Here is a 15620-nt window from a genome sequence, read left to right as displayed (position 1 = left end):
CCGCAGGGGTCGTGCCAATCGCTCCATACAACCCGCGAAACACTGACCACCCGAAAGATATCGAGTACAGAGTCGAAGACCGCATCACCGAACACAGCGAGGACGTTCAGCTCAAGCAGTCAGTCTTAGACGAGACGTACAACCACCGGACAGGGGTCGAACGGACCAACGACGCAGTCAAGGACTGCGGCCTCGGGCACGTCCGCGCCCGAGGCCGCGTCCACGCACGAACAGAAGTGTTCCTGGCACTGTGTCTCCGGCTCGTCATTGCTATCACCAACTACGAGCGAGGAAACGAACCGGGCTGTGAGAAACTATGAGATGGATTCTATGACACGCTCCTACACACAATGGCTCCGTCACTCCGACTTTGGATCTGATTTTACTTCCACCGTGGTTGGCGTGCTACTATTATTCTCGACCATCCAGACGATTGTATGAACGAGTACGATTGGACTCGTGTGCTAAACCATCTATACGAAAACAACGGTGTCTTTCACACGAATACAGATACCGATGAGCCTGATGAACAGCAAGCAAAAGTCGTGCAACGGGCTTACCTACGGGATGAGCTTCTTGAGGAACTTGAGCTTGAGGCAGACAACAAAAACGAGGTAAGTAACGTCATTACACATCTGACGACGACCGAATTGGTAGAACAGAAATCTGCGGAAGGGTGGGCAGAGCTTACTTTGACACCCAAGGGGTTCGAGGTGTGCCACGACCGTGAACAGACGGATAGGGGGCAGAAAATCAATGCCTCGCTCATGTTCTTCACCTTCACTCTCGTCATGGTGGAGGTAATTGCGATAATTCCAGTAAATGACTTGGCACGGGGGATTGTGATATTCGCTCTTCTCCTTGTCCTACTCTTTGTCGTCGTGTGGGGCGATATGCTTGATTGGGATTAGTTTCACTTCCACCACGGTTTGCTGACCTTCTTACGTTTGTCTGTTGTTGGTTAGATCGTAATGACCCTAAAAGCAGTCTATCGAGTTTCGAGTAAATTTGAAGAACAAAAGTGTGAGAAAGTTAAGGAAGATGATCACGGCATCCACCTCATGAACGAACGTAATAACCAAATCGGCTACATCCCATATGAAAGCCTCAGTCACGTAATCCCAGTAGAAGACGAGTAATTCGTTCACATGGACGAAACAAATTCGCTGGTAGAAGCAATCAGACGAGAAAAAGAGACGACCCTATGGGAGGTATTCGTCCATGTGTTGAGTTTGATGATGGGTGGCATCATAGGTGGCAAAGCGTTCCAAGTGGCACAAGCTGACAACTCTATTTGGTACGAGATGGGGATCTATACGGGATTACTCATAATCGGTATAGTGACTATCTACATCGTACGACTGAGCAAACCCATCGGAGACGGAATTACACGCTACCGAGAAAAGTCAGGTGAATAGCCTCTACTCGTCTCCGAATAATACGTCTCGACGTTGCTCCATACGGGTCTTCTCGTCACGCACGTCGTAGTGCTTATCCAGCACATCGGGAGAGACGTTAGCCCGATCTGAGACGACTGTCTTGGGTACGTCGTCAATCAGGTGCTTGGTGATTGAGCCACGTCGGATAGCGTGAAGTGACTTGCTTGACGGGCACCCGTGTGCATCCGAATAGGCGACTGCCTCACAGTCGTCGGTGTCACGACTGTGAGGACACTCGCCTGCGTAGTAGCAGGGCCGTGTAATCGCGTAGGTGAGTTTCCGTAGATTGGACTTGTGCATACGGCCCTGCTCTGAAGCGAATAGAGGGTTCCGTCCGTAGTCGTCTGTCGTCTCTGGCCGATTCGTCTGGATGTAGTCGGCTATAATGTCCACGACCGTCGGGTCAAGTGCAACCAGTCTCTCGGCCCGAGTCCCGTTCTTGAGTCGGGTATCCGTATCGGACCTGTGTCGAATCCGTAGTGCGTTCTCGTCTTGGAGCACGTCGTCTACGTCAAGCGAGTGGGCCGTCCCCGTACGAATCCCCGTGGACCAAAGCACCTCGAACAGTACGTGCCTGAGAGTCGCATATTCGTAGGTCCGAAGGTAGCTGCGTATCTGTTCGGCTTCATCGATGGAGACGGCTACCTCTCGCACGTCGTCACCGTGTTTGAGTGACGGCAGAATCACGTCTCTGTGAAGTCCTTCGGGGACGGCTTCGATTGACTCACAGAACTTGATGAACGACCGTATGCACGTCAGTTGGGTCTTGAGACTCGTCTTCGACAAATCTCCGTCGTCACGTCGGTCGATACGGAACTTGTAGAGTAGTCTCCCCGTAAGGTCGTTCATGTCGTCTACCCCCCTGTCGTCACACCAAGCGGTGAAGAATGACAGTCGGCTCTCGTAGGCGTGTAGGGTGGTTTCTGCCAAATCGTCGCTTCGGTGGTTGAGGTACATTTCTACGGCTTCTCTCGGACGAATCGATTCGAGCTTGTACTGATTTTCCGTGGGCATTTGTGGGTCCGATGCCCATGTGTTCCGAGAGTGGTGCGCAGGTTCTACCAAGATGTCGCGGGTTCAAATCCCGTCGGGTCCGTTTTGCAGTTCTCTGCGACGAGTGAAGCGAGGAGCCTGAACTGCAAAACGCAACAGCGGGATTTGAATCAGGAAGGACACGCGCAGCGAAGCGAGCATGTCCGACCGAGGTTCAAATCCCGTCGGGTCCGTTCCCTCGTTTCACTTCGGTCACTCCCCCGACGTACTCCCACTCGCTCGCTAGCGCTCGCTCGCGGGAGTCCCGTCGGGTCCGTTCTGCAGTGTGTGTCGATGACCCGTCACCCGCAGTCACTGGTGTGCGCTCAGACTCGACAGCCGTGTCTGCCTGGTGTTGGAGGGGTAGACCATCTGCATCGGGAGTCCGCGCTCGTCGGTCGGCGGGGCGTCCGGGAGGGTCAGGCGTTCGTCGGCTGGGCGTCGTGCCGTCAGTGCTGCGACCAGGGCGTCGAGGATGTCGTCGGCACCACCGACCATCGGTGCGTAGTCGGGGGTGGTGTACCGTGGGAGGCACTCCGCGACGATCTCCTTCGCCTCGGGTGTCTCGTCGACGAGGAGCGACTTGCGCTGTCGGAAGCCGTCGCGGGTCGTCTTGGCGCTGTCGAGCGGGGTCTGTCCGTGGAGTGAGTAGAAGCAGACCTCGGGATGCGTTTCCCGCAACCGGTCGCGGGCGCCGGGGTTCGCGTCGAGGAACTCGTCGACCTCCCGGATGCGCGGCACGATGCCCCACGCCTGGTTCTGGATGCTGAACCCGGCTCGCTTCTCGTTCGTCGCCTTCGCCTCGTCGATGTTCTGTGAGTACACGGCCTCTCGGATCGGGGTGTAGAACACGCTGCGCTGTTGTCGAGAGAGCTTCTCCTTCGCCTTCACGTCACAGACCCGCTTCCCTTCGCTGGGGAGTCCGATGGGGACGTCGACGAGGATGCTGGCGGCGTCGCTGTGGTACTTCCAGACGCTCCAGATGGATGGAAAGAGGTCGGTCTCCCAGCTCCCGTCGTCGCGGAGCACCACGCCGAACCACCCTTTCGAGGCCCAGTCGAGACCGACGTACTTCGCCATACTGCCACCTACACGAATATCCGTGTTAACTCTTGATTCCCTGCGGACCCGGGGCGGTTCGTGCCCGGACGATGGTCGGGTCCGTCGGTGTGGACGACCGTCTCCCAGTGCTGACCAGTCTGTGGCACTGTTCTCCGTCGTCAGCGCCGTGTGGTCGGAATGGGGACGGGTTCGAATCTGTCGGTCCGGGGGCATAGCCTCATTGCTATCGAGTTCCTTGCAGTAGGAATGGCACCTTCGAACCAGCCCTATCGCCGGCTCCGCCAGTTCAACGCGGCGATGGCCGTGCTGCACTTCGTGCAGGGCGCGCTGATGATCTACCTGAGCACCTCGCTCAAGTGGACCATCACCGTCACGCGGCTCGACTTCCAGGCGGACGCCCAGCGTCTCGAACCCGTGCTCGAACCCTGGACGACGATCCAGTTGTCCTACCTCGTCGCCGCGTTCCTGCTCATCTCGGCGCTTGCGCACCTGCTCATCGCGACGGTGCTCTACGACTCCTACGTCTCGTACCTCGAACGTGGGATGAACCCCTACCGCTGGTACGAGTACGCGGTCAGCGCCTCGGTGATGATAGTCGTCATCGCGATGCTGGCCGGCGTCTGGGACCTCGGGACCCTGGTGGCGCTGTTCTCGCTGGTCGCCGTGATGAACCTCATGGGCTGGATGATGGAGCTCCACAACCAGACCACCGAGCGGACGGACTGGACGGCCTACATCATCGGGAGCTTCGCCGGTCTCGTCCCCTGGGTCGTCATCGCCATCACCATCCTGAGCACCGTCGCTGGGAGCGACGGCGGCGGACCGCCGGACTTCGTGCTGGCGATCTACGCCAGCCTGTTCGTGTTCTTCAACCTGTTCGCCATCAACATGGTGCTGCAGTACCGCGAGACCTGGAAGTGGGAGGACTACCTCTTCGGGGAGAAGAGCTACATCGTCCTGAGTCTGGTCGCGAAGTCGCTGCTGGCCTGGCAGGTGTTCTTCGGCGCGCTCAACGCCCCGGTCTGAACGCCCGGTCAGTGGCGGCGACGGTGCTCCGACGATGATGCCGTGGCGCGCCGGACCACCGGCAGCCAAACATCCTTCACACCGCTCTCCGAAGCGCCGCCATGGACCGGCTGGAACGATTCGAGCGGCTGTGGCACCGATTCCACGACGGCGAGCAGCTCCGGGGCGGCTGGGTCTCCATCCCACACGGGGAGGTCGCCGAGCTGACCGCTAGACACGACTATGACTTCGTGGTCGTGGACATGGAGCACGCACCGACGGACGTGGGCGACCTGGGCGACCTCGTTCGAGGCATCGACGCCGCGCCGGGCGACACGGTCCCGCTGGCCCGCGTGCCGAGCAACGACGAGGTGGTCATCAAGCGGGCGCTGGACGCCGGCGTGGGTGGCCTGATGGTGCCCAGAATCGACACTGCCGCGGACGCCGAAGGGGTGGTCGCGGCCTCGACGTACCCTCCCGATGGCATTCGCGGGACGGCCGGCACCCGGGCCTCCGGCTTCGGCGCGGACCTGCCGGCGTATCTGGACGGGGCCGACGACGCGCTGACCAGAATCGTGCAGGTCGAGACGCTGGCGGCGGTCGAGAACGCCACGGAGATCGCCGCCGTGGCGGGTATCGACGCCCTGTTCGTCGGGCCGGCGGACCTCTCGGTGGCACTCGATGCCCCACTCGACTACGGGGCCGCGGCGTTCGAGGAGGCGGTCGCCGAGGTCGTCGCGGCGGCCGACGACGCGGGGGTGCCGGTCGGCGTGTTCGCCACGGACCCCGACCGCTTCAGGACGTGGGCCGGACTCGGCTTCGACTTCGCCGTCTTGGGCTACGACGCCGGCTTCCTGCGGGCGGGGAACGAGCGGCTGCTGGCGGCGTACGACGAGGACTGGGGTTGAGTCCCGGCGGGCGACCTGGGTTCAGTCGTCGGCGACGGGCTGGTCGGGACGGTACTCGCGGCTGATAGCCTTCCACTCGCCCGAGGCGAACCGCCAGTAGTTGATGGCCGCCGGGACGCTCGTCTCGGCGAGGAACGAGAGGTAGAGCCCGTAGATGCCGAGCGGCGTGGTCGCGCCGAGGTACGCGAGCGGGATGGCGACACCGAACATCCCGATGGCCTGGCTGTAGAACGGCCACCGCGTGTCGCCGCTTGCGTCGAGCGGGCCGGCGGTCGCGGCCTTGACGCCGCCGGCGATGACGGCGATGCAGGCGGCGTAGACGAGTCCCCTGGCGACGGGGATGGCGGTGTCATCGGGATCGCCGACGAACGAGGCGACGATGGGGTCGGCGAAGACGGCGACGACGATGGCCGCGACGGCGTAGGTGGCGACGGAGAACGCGATGATGTCGCGGGCGTAGGACTCCGCGGCTGCCTCGTCGCCCGCGCCGAGCTCCTGGCCGACGAGGCTGCTGGCGGCGAGTCCGAACCCCCAGCCGGGCGTGTTCATCAGGCCCCAGATACGGCGGCTGATGACGTAGGCGGCGACGACCGTCGAGCCGAACAGGCCGACGATGGCGAGCATGGGGAACTTCGCGACGGTCCAGACGAGGTTGCGTCCGACGACCGGCAGCCCGATGCGGACGAGGTCGCGAAGGTCGCCGAGGACCGCGTAGGGGCCGGTCGGCGAGACCCGGACTGGGAGTTCGCCCAGGAGGGGGAGTCGGCCGGCTGCCAGCGCGACGGCGAAGACGCCGGTGATGAGCGCGTTCGAGAGCACGGTGCCCCACGCCGCCCCCTCGACACCGAGGTCGAACCCGAAGATGAGCACGGCATTGAGGGCGATGTTCATGACTGCGCCGCCCGCCCGGAGGACCATCGGCGTCCAGGCGTCGTCGAGCCCGATGTAGATGCGGCTCCCGACGAGGTTCAGCCCGGCGAACGGCACCCCGAGGGCGAGGATCTTGAGGTACGCCCCGCCGAGTTCGACCGGGCGTGCCTCGCTGGTCAGGAGGCCGACGAGTTCGGTCGGGACCGACCAGAAGACCGCTGCAACCGGGAGCGTGACGACGACGACGAGGAGCGCGCTCGCCCGGATGGCGTCGCCGAGTTCGTCGAACGCCTCGCCCCCGAATCGCTGTGAGACGAGGGCGATGGTGCCCGCGGCGAAGCCACCGCCGAGTGAGAAGGCGACGCCCCAGTACGGAGAGGCGAAGCCGACGCCGGCGATGGCAGTGCGGCCGACGGCGACGCCGACCATCGCCACGTCGACGGCGTTCTTCGACATCCGCGCGAGCCCCGTGACGATGCGCGGCCAGGCGAGGTCCGTCGTCCGGTGTACGTGCTCCCGGGAGACGAGGCCGACGCGGGCCAGGGCGAGGCCGATCCAGAGGATGACGAGCCGGACCGGGTTCGGCGGACGGTACACAGCGTACCTATTTCGAACCGAAACAAATGAGTTGCGTCTCGTCGGCAATCTGGTTCCGTGTTCTGTACAACGACACGTCTCGAAAGTTCAACTGTTGGTAATATGATGTTATAGCGGTGGTGCAGAATACACGGCAGAAACGCCCGGAAAACCTGTATATTCAGGCATCACAGATATATGGGTCTGCCATCCAGCGAGTAGTAGTGGTCACACCTACGTCATGTCCTCTCGACTACGGAACCGAGGCCAGACTGCAGCGAGCAACCCCTCCTGAGTCTCTCCAGTCGCTCCGCTAATGTACGTTCAATTCACTCACGACTCGCCACTTCTCGACCGGGCCGTCTCTGCAGTCCCCGACGTCAGCCTCGACATCGAGAAGCTCGACGCCTCGCCGACTATCCCGCTCCGTATCATCTTCCGGGCGCACGGCGTCCCGTTCGAGGAGTTCGAAGCAGGGCTGGAGCACGACGCCACCGTCGCGGAGTTCAACATCCTCGCGGACGACCAGCAACAGCGGCTGTACTGTGTTGTCGCCGCCGAGACCATCCCCTGTGTCGAGCTGTACAGCCGCTCGATCGAGCTCCAGGGCGTCATCGTCGACGCCACCCGAAACGCGTCCGGCTGGACGATGGGGATGCTGTTCCCCGACCGCGACGCGTTCGGGTCGTTCAGGCGAGCCTGTGAGGCGGCCGACCTGACAGTCTCCGTCGAGTCCATCCACAGCGGGCAGGTCGACTGGTCGAACGACGATGCGGACCTCACGCCCGCCCAGCGCGAGATTCTCTCCCGGGCCGTCGAGGTCGGCTACTTCGACATCCCGCGCGAGACGACGCTCCGGGGACTCGGCGACGAGGTCGGCGTCTCCGGACAGGCCGCCTCCGAACGACTCCGTCGCGGGATGGAGACGCTGGTCCGCGACACCCTCTCCGACCAGCTGGGCGACGAACAGTAGCTCAGTCGTCGGCGGTGCTCCCGTCGCCGGGGCAACCCCCCGCCTGCGCCTCCCGACTAACGACCCACACGGCAGCGCCGTGAACCACAAGACAGGTGTCGTCGCCACCCGACACATCCTTCGTGCGACGAATCGCCGACCACCACGTCTTCGGCGTCGCCGTCGACCCGGAGACGCGCTGTGCCCACTACGACGACGAGTACGACGTGCTGGCGCTGCGGTTCGGCTGCTGTGAGCGATTCTTCCCCTGTTTCGAGTGCCACGCCGCCGTCGCGGACCACGCCCCCGAGCCGTGGCCGCGTGACCGGTTCGACGAGGTGGCCGCGCTCTGTGGCCGCTGTGGCGCGGGCCTGACCGCGAGCGAGTACCTCGCGGCTCCCGAGACGTGTCCGGTCTGTGGCGGGGCGTTCAACCCCGGCTGTGCGGCCCACCACGACCGGTACTTCGAGGGCGAGTAGCCTCGCAGCCGTGGTCAGCCGTCCCGACGTTGGCGACGCCGCCGGACCAAAAAGGTTGTAGCGACGTGGCCGCAACCCTCGCCGCAACGGCCGACCGCAATGTCCACACGAACCCACCTCCTCGTTCCACTCGCGCTCGCCCTCCTCGTCGCGCTCGCCGGCTGCACCGCCCTCGGCGGCGGTGGCGGCCCCCAGGACGACGACCTCGGTGAGGGCCAGGAGATCCGGAGCGAGGTCGCCAACGAGATGGCCACCGTCGACTCCTACAACTTCTCCATGGTGACCGCCGTCGAGTTCGGCGAGAACGAGCAGGTGACCGAGTCCGCCGGCACCGTCGACGTCGCCGCCCAGCGGATGGTCACCGAGAGCGTCACCACGATCCGGACGAACTCCTCGCGGACCCGTCAGGGCTCTACCGCCTACGTCTTCGGCGAGCAGCAGTGTCTCAACCTCGGCGGCAGCTGGGAGCAGTCCACCGTCGACCGCAGCCCGTGGCGCTCGGCCACGAACGTCAGCGTCCTCACGGACCTGCTCAACAGCTCCGACGCGCGGCTCTACAACGACACGCTGGACGGCCAGGACGTCCACGTCATCGTCGTCGAGCCGAGCAACGAGGCGGTCCAGTCGCTGCTCGGGGACACCGAGACGGACGTCGAGTTCAACGACGTGACCTACACGCAGTACGTCGACACGGAGTCGAAGCGGCTCGTCCGGTCGGACATGAACGCGACCTACTTCACCAGTGGTCGGGAGGTCGACATCACCGTCTCGATGCGCTTCTCGGACTTCAACACGAGCCACGAGATCGAGCTGCCCCGGTCCGCGGCGAACCCGGATCGGGAGCGCGGTCCGTGCTGGGAGATGGCGAACAGCTCGGACAGTACGACCGCCAGCGTCGCACCGTAACCGCGACTCCCACTACAGGTTCTCGCCCTGATAGCTGCCGTCGTACTCCCCTACGTGTTCGGCCTCCGCGAGCACCAGCTGGGCGATGCGAGCGCCCGCCTCCAGTTCGACGTCGTGGTGGACCTGCAGCAACCCCTCGCCGCGCCCCTCGTAGCCGGCGTCCCAGACCGCCGTGTTCAGCATGCAGGAGTTGCGCATGAGCGACGAGCGCGGGTAGACGAAGCCGACGTGGTCCCCGGGGATGGCGATGCGCTCGCCGTAGCGGGCGACGTAGGTGCCGGCCTCGAGGTAGTACGTCGGTGACCCCTCGTCGGTGTACTGCTCGGACTCGACCGCCTGTCGCTCCCCGATCTCCTTCCCGTCGGTCCGGATGCGCCCCGGTTCGCGCTGCTCGAAGACGGCCTCGACGGTGAGGTCGACGCCGTTGGGCTGTATCTGGTCGTCGGTCGTCGGCGACACGTGCTCCGCGACGAACTGCCCGGAACGGTACATACTCCGACGGCCGTCCGATGCCGGCAAAGGCGTTGTCGTTTCGGCGCGCTCGAGGGCGGTCCGTCCCTCGACGGTCGCCAGTCGCTACATTCCGACCCCCCGGCTGGCAAGCATTGCGTGAATCGACAGCAATAGGCCCGAAATCCGCACGGTCGTCCATCCAAAACACGCGGGATTTATGGTCGCGGGCGGCCGAACTTTACCTTGCTATGGGACAGACGCTTACAGAGAAGATTCTCGATGACCACCTCGTCGAGGGGGAACTCGAAACCGGCGAGGAAATCGGTATCGAGATCGACCAGGTCCTCACACAGGACACGACGGGAACGATGGTCTGGCTGCAGTTCGAGGCGATGGGTCTGGACGAGGTCCAGACGGAGATCGCCGCGCAGTACTGCGACCACCAGACCTATCAGTTCGACTTCAAGAACACTGACGACCACCGCTTCCTGCGGTCGGCCGCCGGCACCTACGGGGCACATTTCTCTCGCCCCGGCAACGGTATCTGCCACAACGTCCACAAGGAGAACTTCGCCGCACCTGGCAAGACGATGCTCGGCTCGGACTCCCACACGCCGACCCCGGGCGGGCTCGGTGAGCTCGCCATCGGCGCGGGCGGGATCGACGTCACCGTCGCGATGGGCGGTGCGCCGTACTACATCGAGATGCCCGAGGTCGTCAACGTACGCCTCGAGGGCGAGCTCCCCGAGTGGGCGACCGCGAAGGACGTCATCCTCGAGATGCTGCGACGCCTCTCCGTGAAAGGCGGCGTCGGCAAGGTGCTCGAGTACACCGGTCCGGGCGTCGAGACGCTCTCCGTGCCCGAGCGGACCACCATCACCAACATGGGCACCGAGCTCGGTGCGACCTCCTCCATCTTCCCGACCGACGAGAAGACGAAGGACTACCTCGCCCGCCAGGGCCGCGAGGAGGACTTCGTCGAGGTCGGGCCCGACGAGGACGCCGAGTACGACGACGAGATCGTCGTCGACCTCTCCGACCTCGAGCCGCTCATCGCCGAGCCGTCCATGCCCGACAACGTCGTCCCCGTCCGCGAGGTCGAGGGCGTCGAAGTCAGCCAGGTCATGATCGGCTCCTGTACGAACGGCGGCTACGAGGACATCCTCCCGGCCGCGAAGATGCTCGAGGGTCGCGAGATCAACAAGAAGACCGAGATGATCGTCGCGCCCGGCAGCAAGCAGGCCTCCGAGATGCTCGCCCGCGACGGCTGGGTCGCCGAGATGATGGCGGCTGGCGTCAACTTCTCCGAGGCGACGTGTGGTGCCTGTATCGGCATCGGCCACGTCCCCGCCAGCGACTCCGTCTCCCTGCGTACCTTCAACCGCAACTTCGAGGGCCGCTCCGGCATCGACGACGACTCCGTCTACCTCTGCTCCCCGGAGGTCGCGGCCGCCGCCGCGCTCAAGGGCGAGATCGTCGACCCGCGCGACCTCGCCGACGAACTCGGTGACCTCGAGGACCCCGGCTTCGAGCTCCCCGACGAGTACGACGGCTCCAAGGCCGACCTCATCTCGCCCGACGAGGCCGTCGACGACGAGCTCGTCAAGGGCCCGAACATCAAGGACGTCCCGCTGAAGGACGCGCTCGACGCCGAGCTCTCCGGCGAGAACCTCCTCAAGATGGAGGACAACATCACGACCGACCACATCACGCCCGCGAACGCGGACGCCCTGATGTACCGGTCGAACATCCCGGAGTACGCGAAGTTCACCCTGACCCGGATCGACGAGACGTTCCCCGAGCGCGCCGAGGCCGCCGACGGTGGCGTCCTCGTCGCCGGCGAGAACTACGGCCAGGGCTCCTCGCGCGAGCACGCCGCGATGTGTCCGATGTACCTCGGTATCGACGCCGTCTTCGCACAGAGCTTCGCCCGCATCCACAAGGCGAACCTGTTCAACTTCGGTATCGTCCCGTTCATCATCGACGAGGACACCTACGCGAAGATCGACCAGGGCGACGAGCTGACCGTCGTCGACGACATCCGCGAGGGCGTCGAGTCCGGTCAGGAGGAGTTCACCGTCAGCGTCAACGGCGACTGGGAGTTCACCGCGACGCTCGACGCCTCCGAACGCGAGCGCGACATGCTCGCGGTCGGCGGCAAGCTCCCGTGGACGAAGCAGCGCGCTCAGGGCGGCGACGGCGCCGCGCCCGCTGACGACTGAGCTCGCACTCGCGACTGCAGCACCGACCTCGTTCTTTCGACGCGCTCAACACGGACGAGTCACAACGCCAGCCCGATGCACTCCCTCAGGCACGCGCTGGCGGGGCTGTTGCTCGCGATTCCGGCCGCCGTCGCCTGGGTCTCGGGTGCGGCGTTCGTCTTCCCGAGCCTGGGCCCGACGGCGTTCGTGCTCACCGGCGGCGACGACCCCGGCCCGCGACGGGTCGTCGGCGGCCACGTCGTCGGTGCGCTCGCGGGGCTGCTCGCCTACCGCGCCGTCGCTGCGGGACTCGTCGTCCAGACCGAGGCCGCGGCCTTCGCGCCCGCACAGGGCCGTATCGCCCTCGCGGGCGTGCTCGCCGTCGCTGCGACGGCGGTCGGAATGCGGGCGACCGGGACCGTCCACCCCCCGGCGTGTGCGACCACGCTCATCGTCTCGCTGGGGCTGCTCGCGACAGTCCCCGACGTGGCGGTCATCGTCTTCGGCGTCTGTCTCCTCTACGCCGCCTTCCGGGCTGGCACCCACGTGATTGATAATCGCGCCAGCCCAACGGTCGGGGCGTGACGACCGTCTCCCGGGACGCTGCGGACGACGACCTCCACATCCGGCAGGCCGAGCACGCGGATCTGCTCGCGGTCTTCCGCATCGAGAAGGCCGTCTTCCCGCAGCCGTGGCCGTTCGACGCCTTCCAGCAGTTCCTCGGCGAGCCGGGCTTCCTGGTCGCGACGGAGAACGGGAAGGTGACCGGTTACGTCGTCGCCGACACCATCCCGAACCACGGCCGCGCACTCGGGCACATCAAGGACCTCGCCGTCCACGAGTCGCGGCGCGGCGAGGGCATCGGCCGACGGCTGCTCGCCCGCGCGCTCGCGACGCTCGCGACCCGAGACGCGACCTCCGTCAAGCTGGAGGTCCGCGTCGGCAACGAACCCGCCCGCTCCCTGTACGAGGACTTCGGCTTCGAGGCGCTCCGGCGCGTCCCCCGGTACTACGACGACGGCGAGGACGCGCTCGTGATGGTCCGGGACCTCTGAGAAGCGCAAGGGCCTTTCCGCACGAACACCTGCACCCTGCCATGGGATACGAGTGTCCGGTCTGTTCGGTGCCACACGCCGACGCCGAGCATCTGGCGAACCACCTCGCGTTCACCGCGATGCTCCACGGCGACGAGCACGAGGACTGGCTCGCGGAGCACGCGCCGGCGTGGGAGTCGGCGAGTCCCGAGTCCCTCGCGCCGGTCGTCGCCGACGCCGTGCCGGAGACGGAGTTCGAACAGGTGTTCGAGGACACGACCGACGGACACGACCACGCCAGTTTCGAGGACGCCGTCGCCGAGGGCGTCCGCGACGGCAACCGGGGCTCGCCCCCGACGACTGCCGATCACGACGAGGTCCTGCAGGAGGCTCGGGAGCTGACTCGACGGATGCACGAGGACGGCGAGACCGACGCGGAAGACGATGCGTCCGACACCGAAAGCGAGTAACCGCTCCCGTTCTGCAGTTCACCCATGCACACCGTCGGAGAGCTTCGCCCCGAGACCGAGGAATCGGCACGCGAGGTGTACGAGGGCGTCGGCCCGACCGCACAGCTCGTCGTCAAGGAGGTCGCGAAGTCGATGCAGTTCGACCGCGAGGAGTACCAGGCACGCGTCGACTCCGACGTGGTCGAGACGGCCCGTGACGTGCTCTTCGCGGCCGAACTCGCCGTCAACGTCGGCACACGCGAGGAGTACGACGAGTGGGCCGCGGCGTTCGACGGCGAGATCCACGAGACCGGGAGCGAGCAGGTCGGACATGTCGCCTGGCACGTGGCCCCCTTCGCCGACGAGGCGGTCGCCGCGACGTTCGCCGACGAGGAGGACGCCGCGGTCGACACGCTCCGACGGCAGGCGCTCGGGCGCATCTACCGCGAGCGGCTGTGACGAAACCCCCTTACTCGTCCCGTCCTAACCGCCGCGTATGCGACAGCGCTACCTGCTGCTCCTCATCGGGCTGGTCCTCGCCCTGCTGGCGCTCGGCGCGCTGCCCTCCCTCCTCGCGAGCGGCGACCCGTACTACGTGACGGCGACCGAGGCCGACACCGACCACGCGGCCGTCGACGTGTCGAACTTCTCGGCGCAGCAGTACCCGTACCTGTTCGCGGCGCTCTCCGACGGTCGCTCCGGCAGCTACTACGAGGGACCCGTCGGCATCAAGGGGGCGTTCACGCACTCGCCGTTCGACGAGTTCGGCGCGCTCCGGACGCGGTCGCCCGACGCGGTCGAGGGTGACGTGGCCTACGTCCAGCACAACGGCACGGTTTACCGCCTGGAACTCGCACGGGAGACCGATGAGTGATCCCGACGAGTGGACGCTGGAGGAGTCCGTCACAGAGTACGAGACCGGCTGGTACACCGGTGGCTACGACCGCGTCACACAGCCCGACGGCAGCGAGAAGCGCTACTACTGGGCGGAGCTTCCGGACGCGGTCGTCGTCGTCGCTGTCGCCGACAACCAGGTGCTGTTCGTCGAGCAGTACCGCCCGGCCATCCGCCAGACGCATCTCGAACTCCCCGCGGGCATCGTCGAGGACGGCGAGTCGTTCACCACCGCTGGTGCGCGCGAACTCCGGGAGGAGACCGGCTTCGACCCAGCGGGCGTCTCGTTGCTTCAGGAGTTCTGGTGCTCGACCGGGGTGCTCCGGCACCGCCGCGGCATCGTCTTCGCGGAGGGGCTGGAGCCGGCCGAGCGCGAGCTGGACAGCAACGAGTTCCTGACAATACGGACCGTGCCGGTCGACGAGGCGCTCGACCGGGCGCGAGCACAGCCGACCAACGACGCGACCGTCGAGGGTGTGCTGCTCGCGAAGGAGGAGGGGCTGCTGTAGGGGGTGAACAGGCGGCGCTGGTACTCGCCGCGTCGGTGCGCCACACTCCCGCCGAGGCCGACGCGGGCCGTCGTCACTGCATCGCCGACCCTGCCCCGGGCTTCCCACTTGAACCCTCGCCGTCCAGCAGGCTTACTTCCGTCCGGGCGTACGTTCGTGACGATGGACGGCGAGATTCGACCCGAGGACGTGAAGGAGCGACTGGACACCGACGACGACCCGCTCGTCGTCGACATCCGGAACGAGCTGGCGTTCGAACGGGGACACATCCCCGGCTCGACGAACCTGCCCTTCCAGCGGCTCGCGAGCGAGGTCGAGCGTGTCGCGGGTCACGACCACGTGGTGACGGTGTGCCCCCACGGCAAATCGAGCGTGCAGGCAGCCCGACTCATCGCGTCCTACGAGGGGTTCGACGGCACCGTCGAGAGCATGGCTGGCGGGCTGACCGAGTGGGAGTGGGAGCTAGAGCGCGCCGAGGCGACCGGAGAGCCCGGCGACGCACCGTTCTAACGCGGTCGCTCGACGCGGGACGGCCGGAGAAGGCGTTGGGTCAGGCGACGTTGAATCCGCGCTCGCGGAGGAAGTCCTCGATGCGGCCCGAGTGATTCCCCTGGAGTTCGATGTGGTTGTCTTCGACGGTGCCCCCACAGGCGAACTTCGACTTGAGGTCCGACGAGAGGCTGTCGAGGTCGACGTCTTTCGCGTCGAACCCTTCTATCACCGTTACTTCTTTACCGTATCTTCGCTCGTCAATGCGGATGGTTATCTCAGTGTCGCCCTTGGCAACGTCTTCGCAGACGCAGAGTTCCTCGGGCAGTCCGCACGTCGAGCAGACTTCCGACATTACAGCT

20 protein-coding genes are annotated in these 15620 nt (G+C 65.2%); 15 read left to right on the top strand and 5 right to left on the bottom strand.

Translation table 11 applies throughout. The features are described from left to right. Nucleotides 1-320: transposase (locus tag BLT27_RS11400; protein ID WP_139172316.1), on the top strand; the 320-nt coding region annotated here is incomplete at its 5' end. 117 nt (nucleotides 321-437) lie between these two features. After that, on the top strand, nucleotides 438-911 hold the full coding sequence (locus BLT27_RS11395; protein WP_089733965.1) for a hypothetical protein: 474 nt from the start codon (nucleotides 438-440) through the stop codon (nucleotides 909-911). A 510-nt stretch (nucleotides 912-1421) separates the two neighbouring features. On the opposite strand, the gene BLT27_RS11390 is transcribed toward BLT27_RS11395, so the two are convergent. Both BLT27_RS11390 and BLT27_RS11385 read right to left on the bottom strand, forming a co-directional pair. Next, on the bottom strand, nucleotides 1422-2396 hold the full coding sequence (locus tag BLT27_RS11390; protein ID WP_217639136.1) for a tyrosine-type recombinase/integrase: 975 nt from the start codon (nucleotides 2394-2396) through the stop codon (nucleotides 1422-1424). A 387-nt stretch (nucleotides 2397-2783) separates the two neighbouring features. Next, entirely contained in the window at nucleotides 2784-3551 is a 768-nt protein-coding gene (locus BLT27_RS11385) for a DUF429 domain-containing protein (protein ID WP_175526438.1), read from the bottom strand. 228 nt (nucleotides 3552-3779) lie between these two features. Here BLT27_RS11385 and heR point away from each other — a divergent pair, with 228 nt between their 5' ends. Together heR and BLT27_RS11375 are read left to right on the top strand one after the other, a co-directional pair. Then, nucleotides 3780-4559 carry a heliorhodopsin HeR gene (gene heR / locus BLT27_RS11380; protein ID WP_175526437.1) on the top strand — a complete coding sequence of 260 codons (780 nt, stop codon included), beginning with the start codon at nucleotides 3780-3782 and terminating at the stop codon, nucleotides 4557-4559. 101 nt (nucleotides 4560-4660) lie between these two features. Further along, on the top strand, nucleotides 4661-5446 hold the full coding sequence (locus tag BLT27_RS11375) for an HpcH/HpaI aldolase family protein (RefSeq protein WP_089733959.1): 786 nt from the start codon (nucleotides 4661-4663) through the stop codon (nucleotides 5444-5446). 21 nt (nucleotides 5447-5467) lie between these two features. Here BLT27_RS11375 and BLT27_RS11370 read toward each other — a convergent pair whose 3' ends face one another. Continuing rightward, nucleotides 5468-6913, bottom strand: a complete 1446-nt coding sequence (locus BLT27_RS11370; RefSeq protein ID WP_089733957.1) for an MATE family efflux transporter — start codon at nucleotides 6911-6913, stop codon at nucleotides 5468-5470. A 295-nt stretch (nucleotides 6914-7208) separates the two neighbouring features. Between BLT27_RS11370 and BLT27_RS11365 the strand changes: the two genes are divergently transcribed. From BLT27_RS11365 to BLT27_RS11355, 3 genes are all read left to right on the top strand, one after another. Continuing rightward, nucleotides 7209-7865 (top strand): helix-turn-helix domain-containing protein, encoded by a 657-nt coding sequence (locus tag BLT27_RS11365; RefSeq protein WP_089733956.1) that lies wholly within the window; start codon nucleotides 7209-7211, stop codon nucleotides 7863-7865. 122 nt (nucleotides 7866-7987) lie between these two features. Beyond that, entirely contained in the window at nucleotides 7988-8323 is a 336-nt protein-coding gene (locus BLT27_RS11360; RefSeq protein WP_089733954.1) for a CHY zinc finger protein, read from the top strand. A gap of 99 nt (nucleotides 8324-8422) precedes the next feature. After that, complete coding sequence (locus tag BLT27_RS11355; protein ID WP_089733952.1) at nucleotides 8423-9229, top strand: hypothetical protein; 807 nt, start codon at nucleotides 8423-8425, stop codon at nucleotides 9227-9229. A 12-nt stretch (nucleotides 9230-9241) separates the two neighbouring features. On the opposite strand, the gene BLT27_RS11350 is transcribed toward BLT27_RS11355, so the two are convergent. Continuing rightward, nucleotides 9242-9721, bottom strand: a complete 480-nt coding sequence (locus BLT27_RS11350) for a deoxyuridine 5'-triphosphate nucleotidohydrolase (protein ID WP_089733950.1) — start codon at nucleotides 9719-9721, stop codon at nucleotides 9242-9244. A 209-nt stretch (nucleotides 9722-9930) separates the two neighbouring features. Here BLT27_RS11350 and BLT27_RS11345 point away from each other — a divergent pair, with 209 nt between their 5' ends. The 8 genes from BLT27_RS11345 (at nucleotide 9931) to BLT27_RS11310 (ending at nucleotide 15279) form a co-directional block, all read left to right on the top strand. Beyond that, nucleotides 9931-11904, top strand: coding sequence for an aconitate hydratase (locus tag BLT27_RS11345; protein WP_089733948.1), 1974 nt, complete (start codon nucleotides 9931-9933; stop codon nucleotides 11902-11904). 75 nt (nucleotides 11905-11979) lie between these two features. Next, nucleotides 11980-12468, top strand: coding sequence for an HPP family protein (locus BLT27_RS11340; RefSeq protein ID WP_089733946.1), 489 nt, complete (start codon nucleotides 11980-11982; stop codon nucleotides 12466-12468). After that, the gene (gene rimI / locus BLT27_RS11335; RefSeq protein ID WP_089733944.1) at nucleotides 12465-12938 is read left to right on the top strand and encodes a ribosomal protein S18-alanine N-acetyltransferase; all 474 of its coding nucleotides are present in this window, start codon (nucleotides 12465-12467) and stop codon (nucleotides 12936-12938) included. The genes BLT27_RS11340 and rimI overlap by 4 nt, the downstream gene beginning before the upstream one ends. Nucleotides 12939-12979: 41 nt before the next feature. Then, nucleotides 12980-13387, top strand: coding sequence for a DUF5810 domain-containing protein (locus BLT27_RS11330; protein ID WP_089733942.1), 408 nt, complete (start codon nucleotides 12980-12982; stop codon nucleotides 13385-13387). Between the two features lie 24 nt (nucleotides 13388-13411). Beyond that, nucleotides 13412-13825 carry a DUF5809 family protein gene (locus BLT27_RS11325; protein ID WP_089733940.1) on the top strand — a complete coding sequence of 138 codons (414 nt, stop codon included), beginning with the start codon at nucleotides 13412-13414 and terminating at the stop codon, nucleotides 13823-13825. Between the two features lie 37 nt (nucleotides 13826-13862). Beyond that, complete coding sequence (locus BLT27_RS11320) at nucleotides 13863-14240, top strand: hypothetical protein (protein WP_089733938.1); 378 nt, start codon at nucleotides 13863-13865, stop codon at nucleotides 14238-14240. Then, nucleotides 14233-14769, top strand: a complete 537-nt coding sequence (locus BLT27_RS11315; RefSeq protein ID WP_089733935.1) for an NUDIX hydrolase — start codon at nucleotides 14233-14235, stop codon at nucleotides 14767-14769. Before BLT27_RS11320 ends, BLT27_RS11315 begins: the two co-directional genes overlap by 8 nt. Before the next feature lie 162 nt (nucleotides 14770-14931). Beyond that, nucleotides 14932-15279 carry a rhodanese-like domain-containing protein gene (locus BLT27_RS11310; protein WP_089733933.1) on the top strand — a complete coding sequence of 116 codons (348 nt, stop codon included), beginning with the start codon at nucleotides 14932-14934 and terminating at the stop codon, nucleotides 15277-15279. 40 nt (nucleotides 15280-15319) lie between these two features. Here the strand turns inward: BLT27_RS11310 and yciH are convergent, their stop codons facing one another. Continuing rightward, nucleotides 15320-15613 (bottom strand): stress response translation initiation inhibitor YciH, encoded by a 294-nt coding sequence (gene yciH, locus BLT27_RS11305; protein ID WP_089733931.1) that lies wholly within the window; start codon nucleotides 15611-15613, stop codon nucleotides 15320-15322. Between the last annotated feature and the right edge of the window lie 7 nt (nucleotides 15614-15620).

It is taken from the genome of Haloarchaeobius iranensis (assembly GCF_900103505.1).
GTDB classification, from domain to species: Archaea; Halobacteriota; Halobacteria; order Halobacteriales; family Natrialbaceae; genus Haloarchaeobius; species Haloarchaeobius iranensis.
The sequence above is the reverse complement of the archived record's forward strand: the minus strand, read 5'-3'. Positions and strand labels throughout refer to the sequence as shown.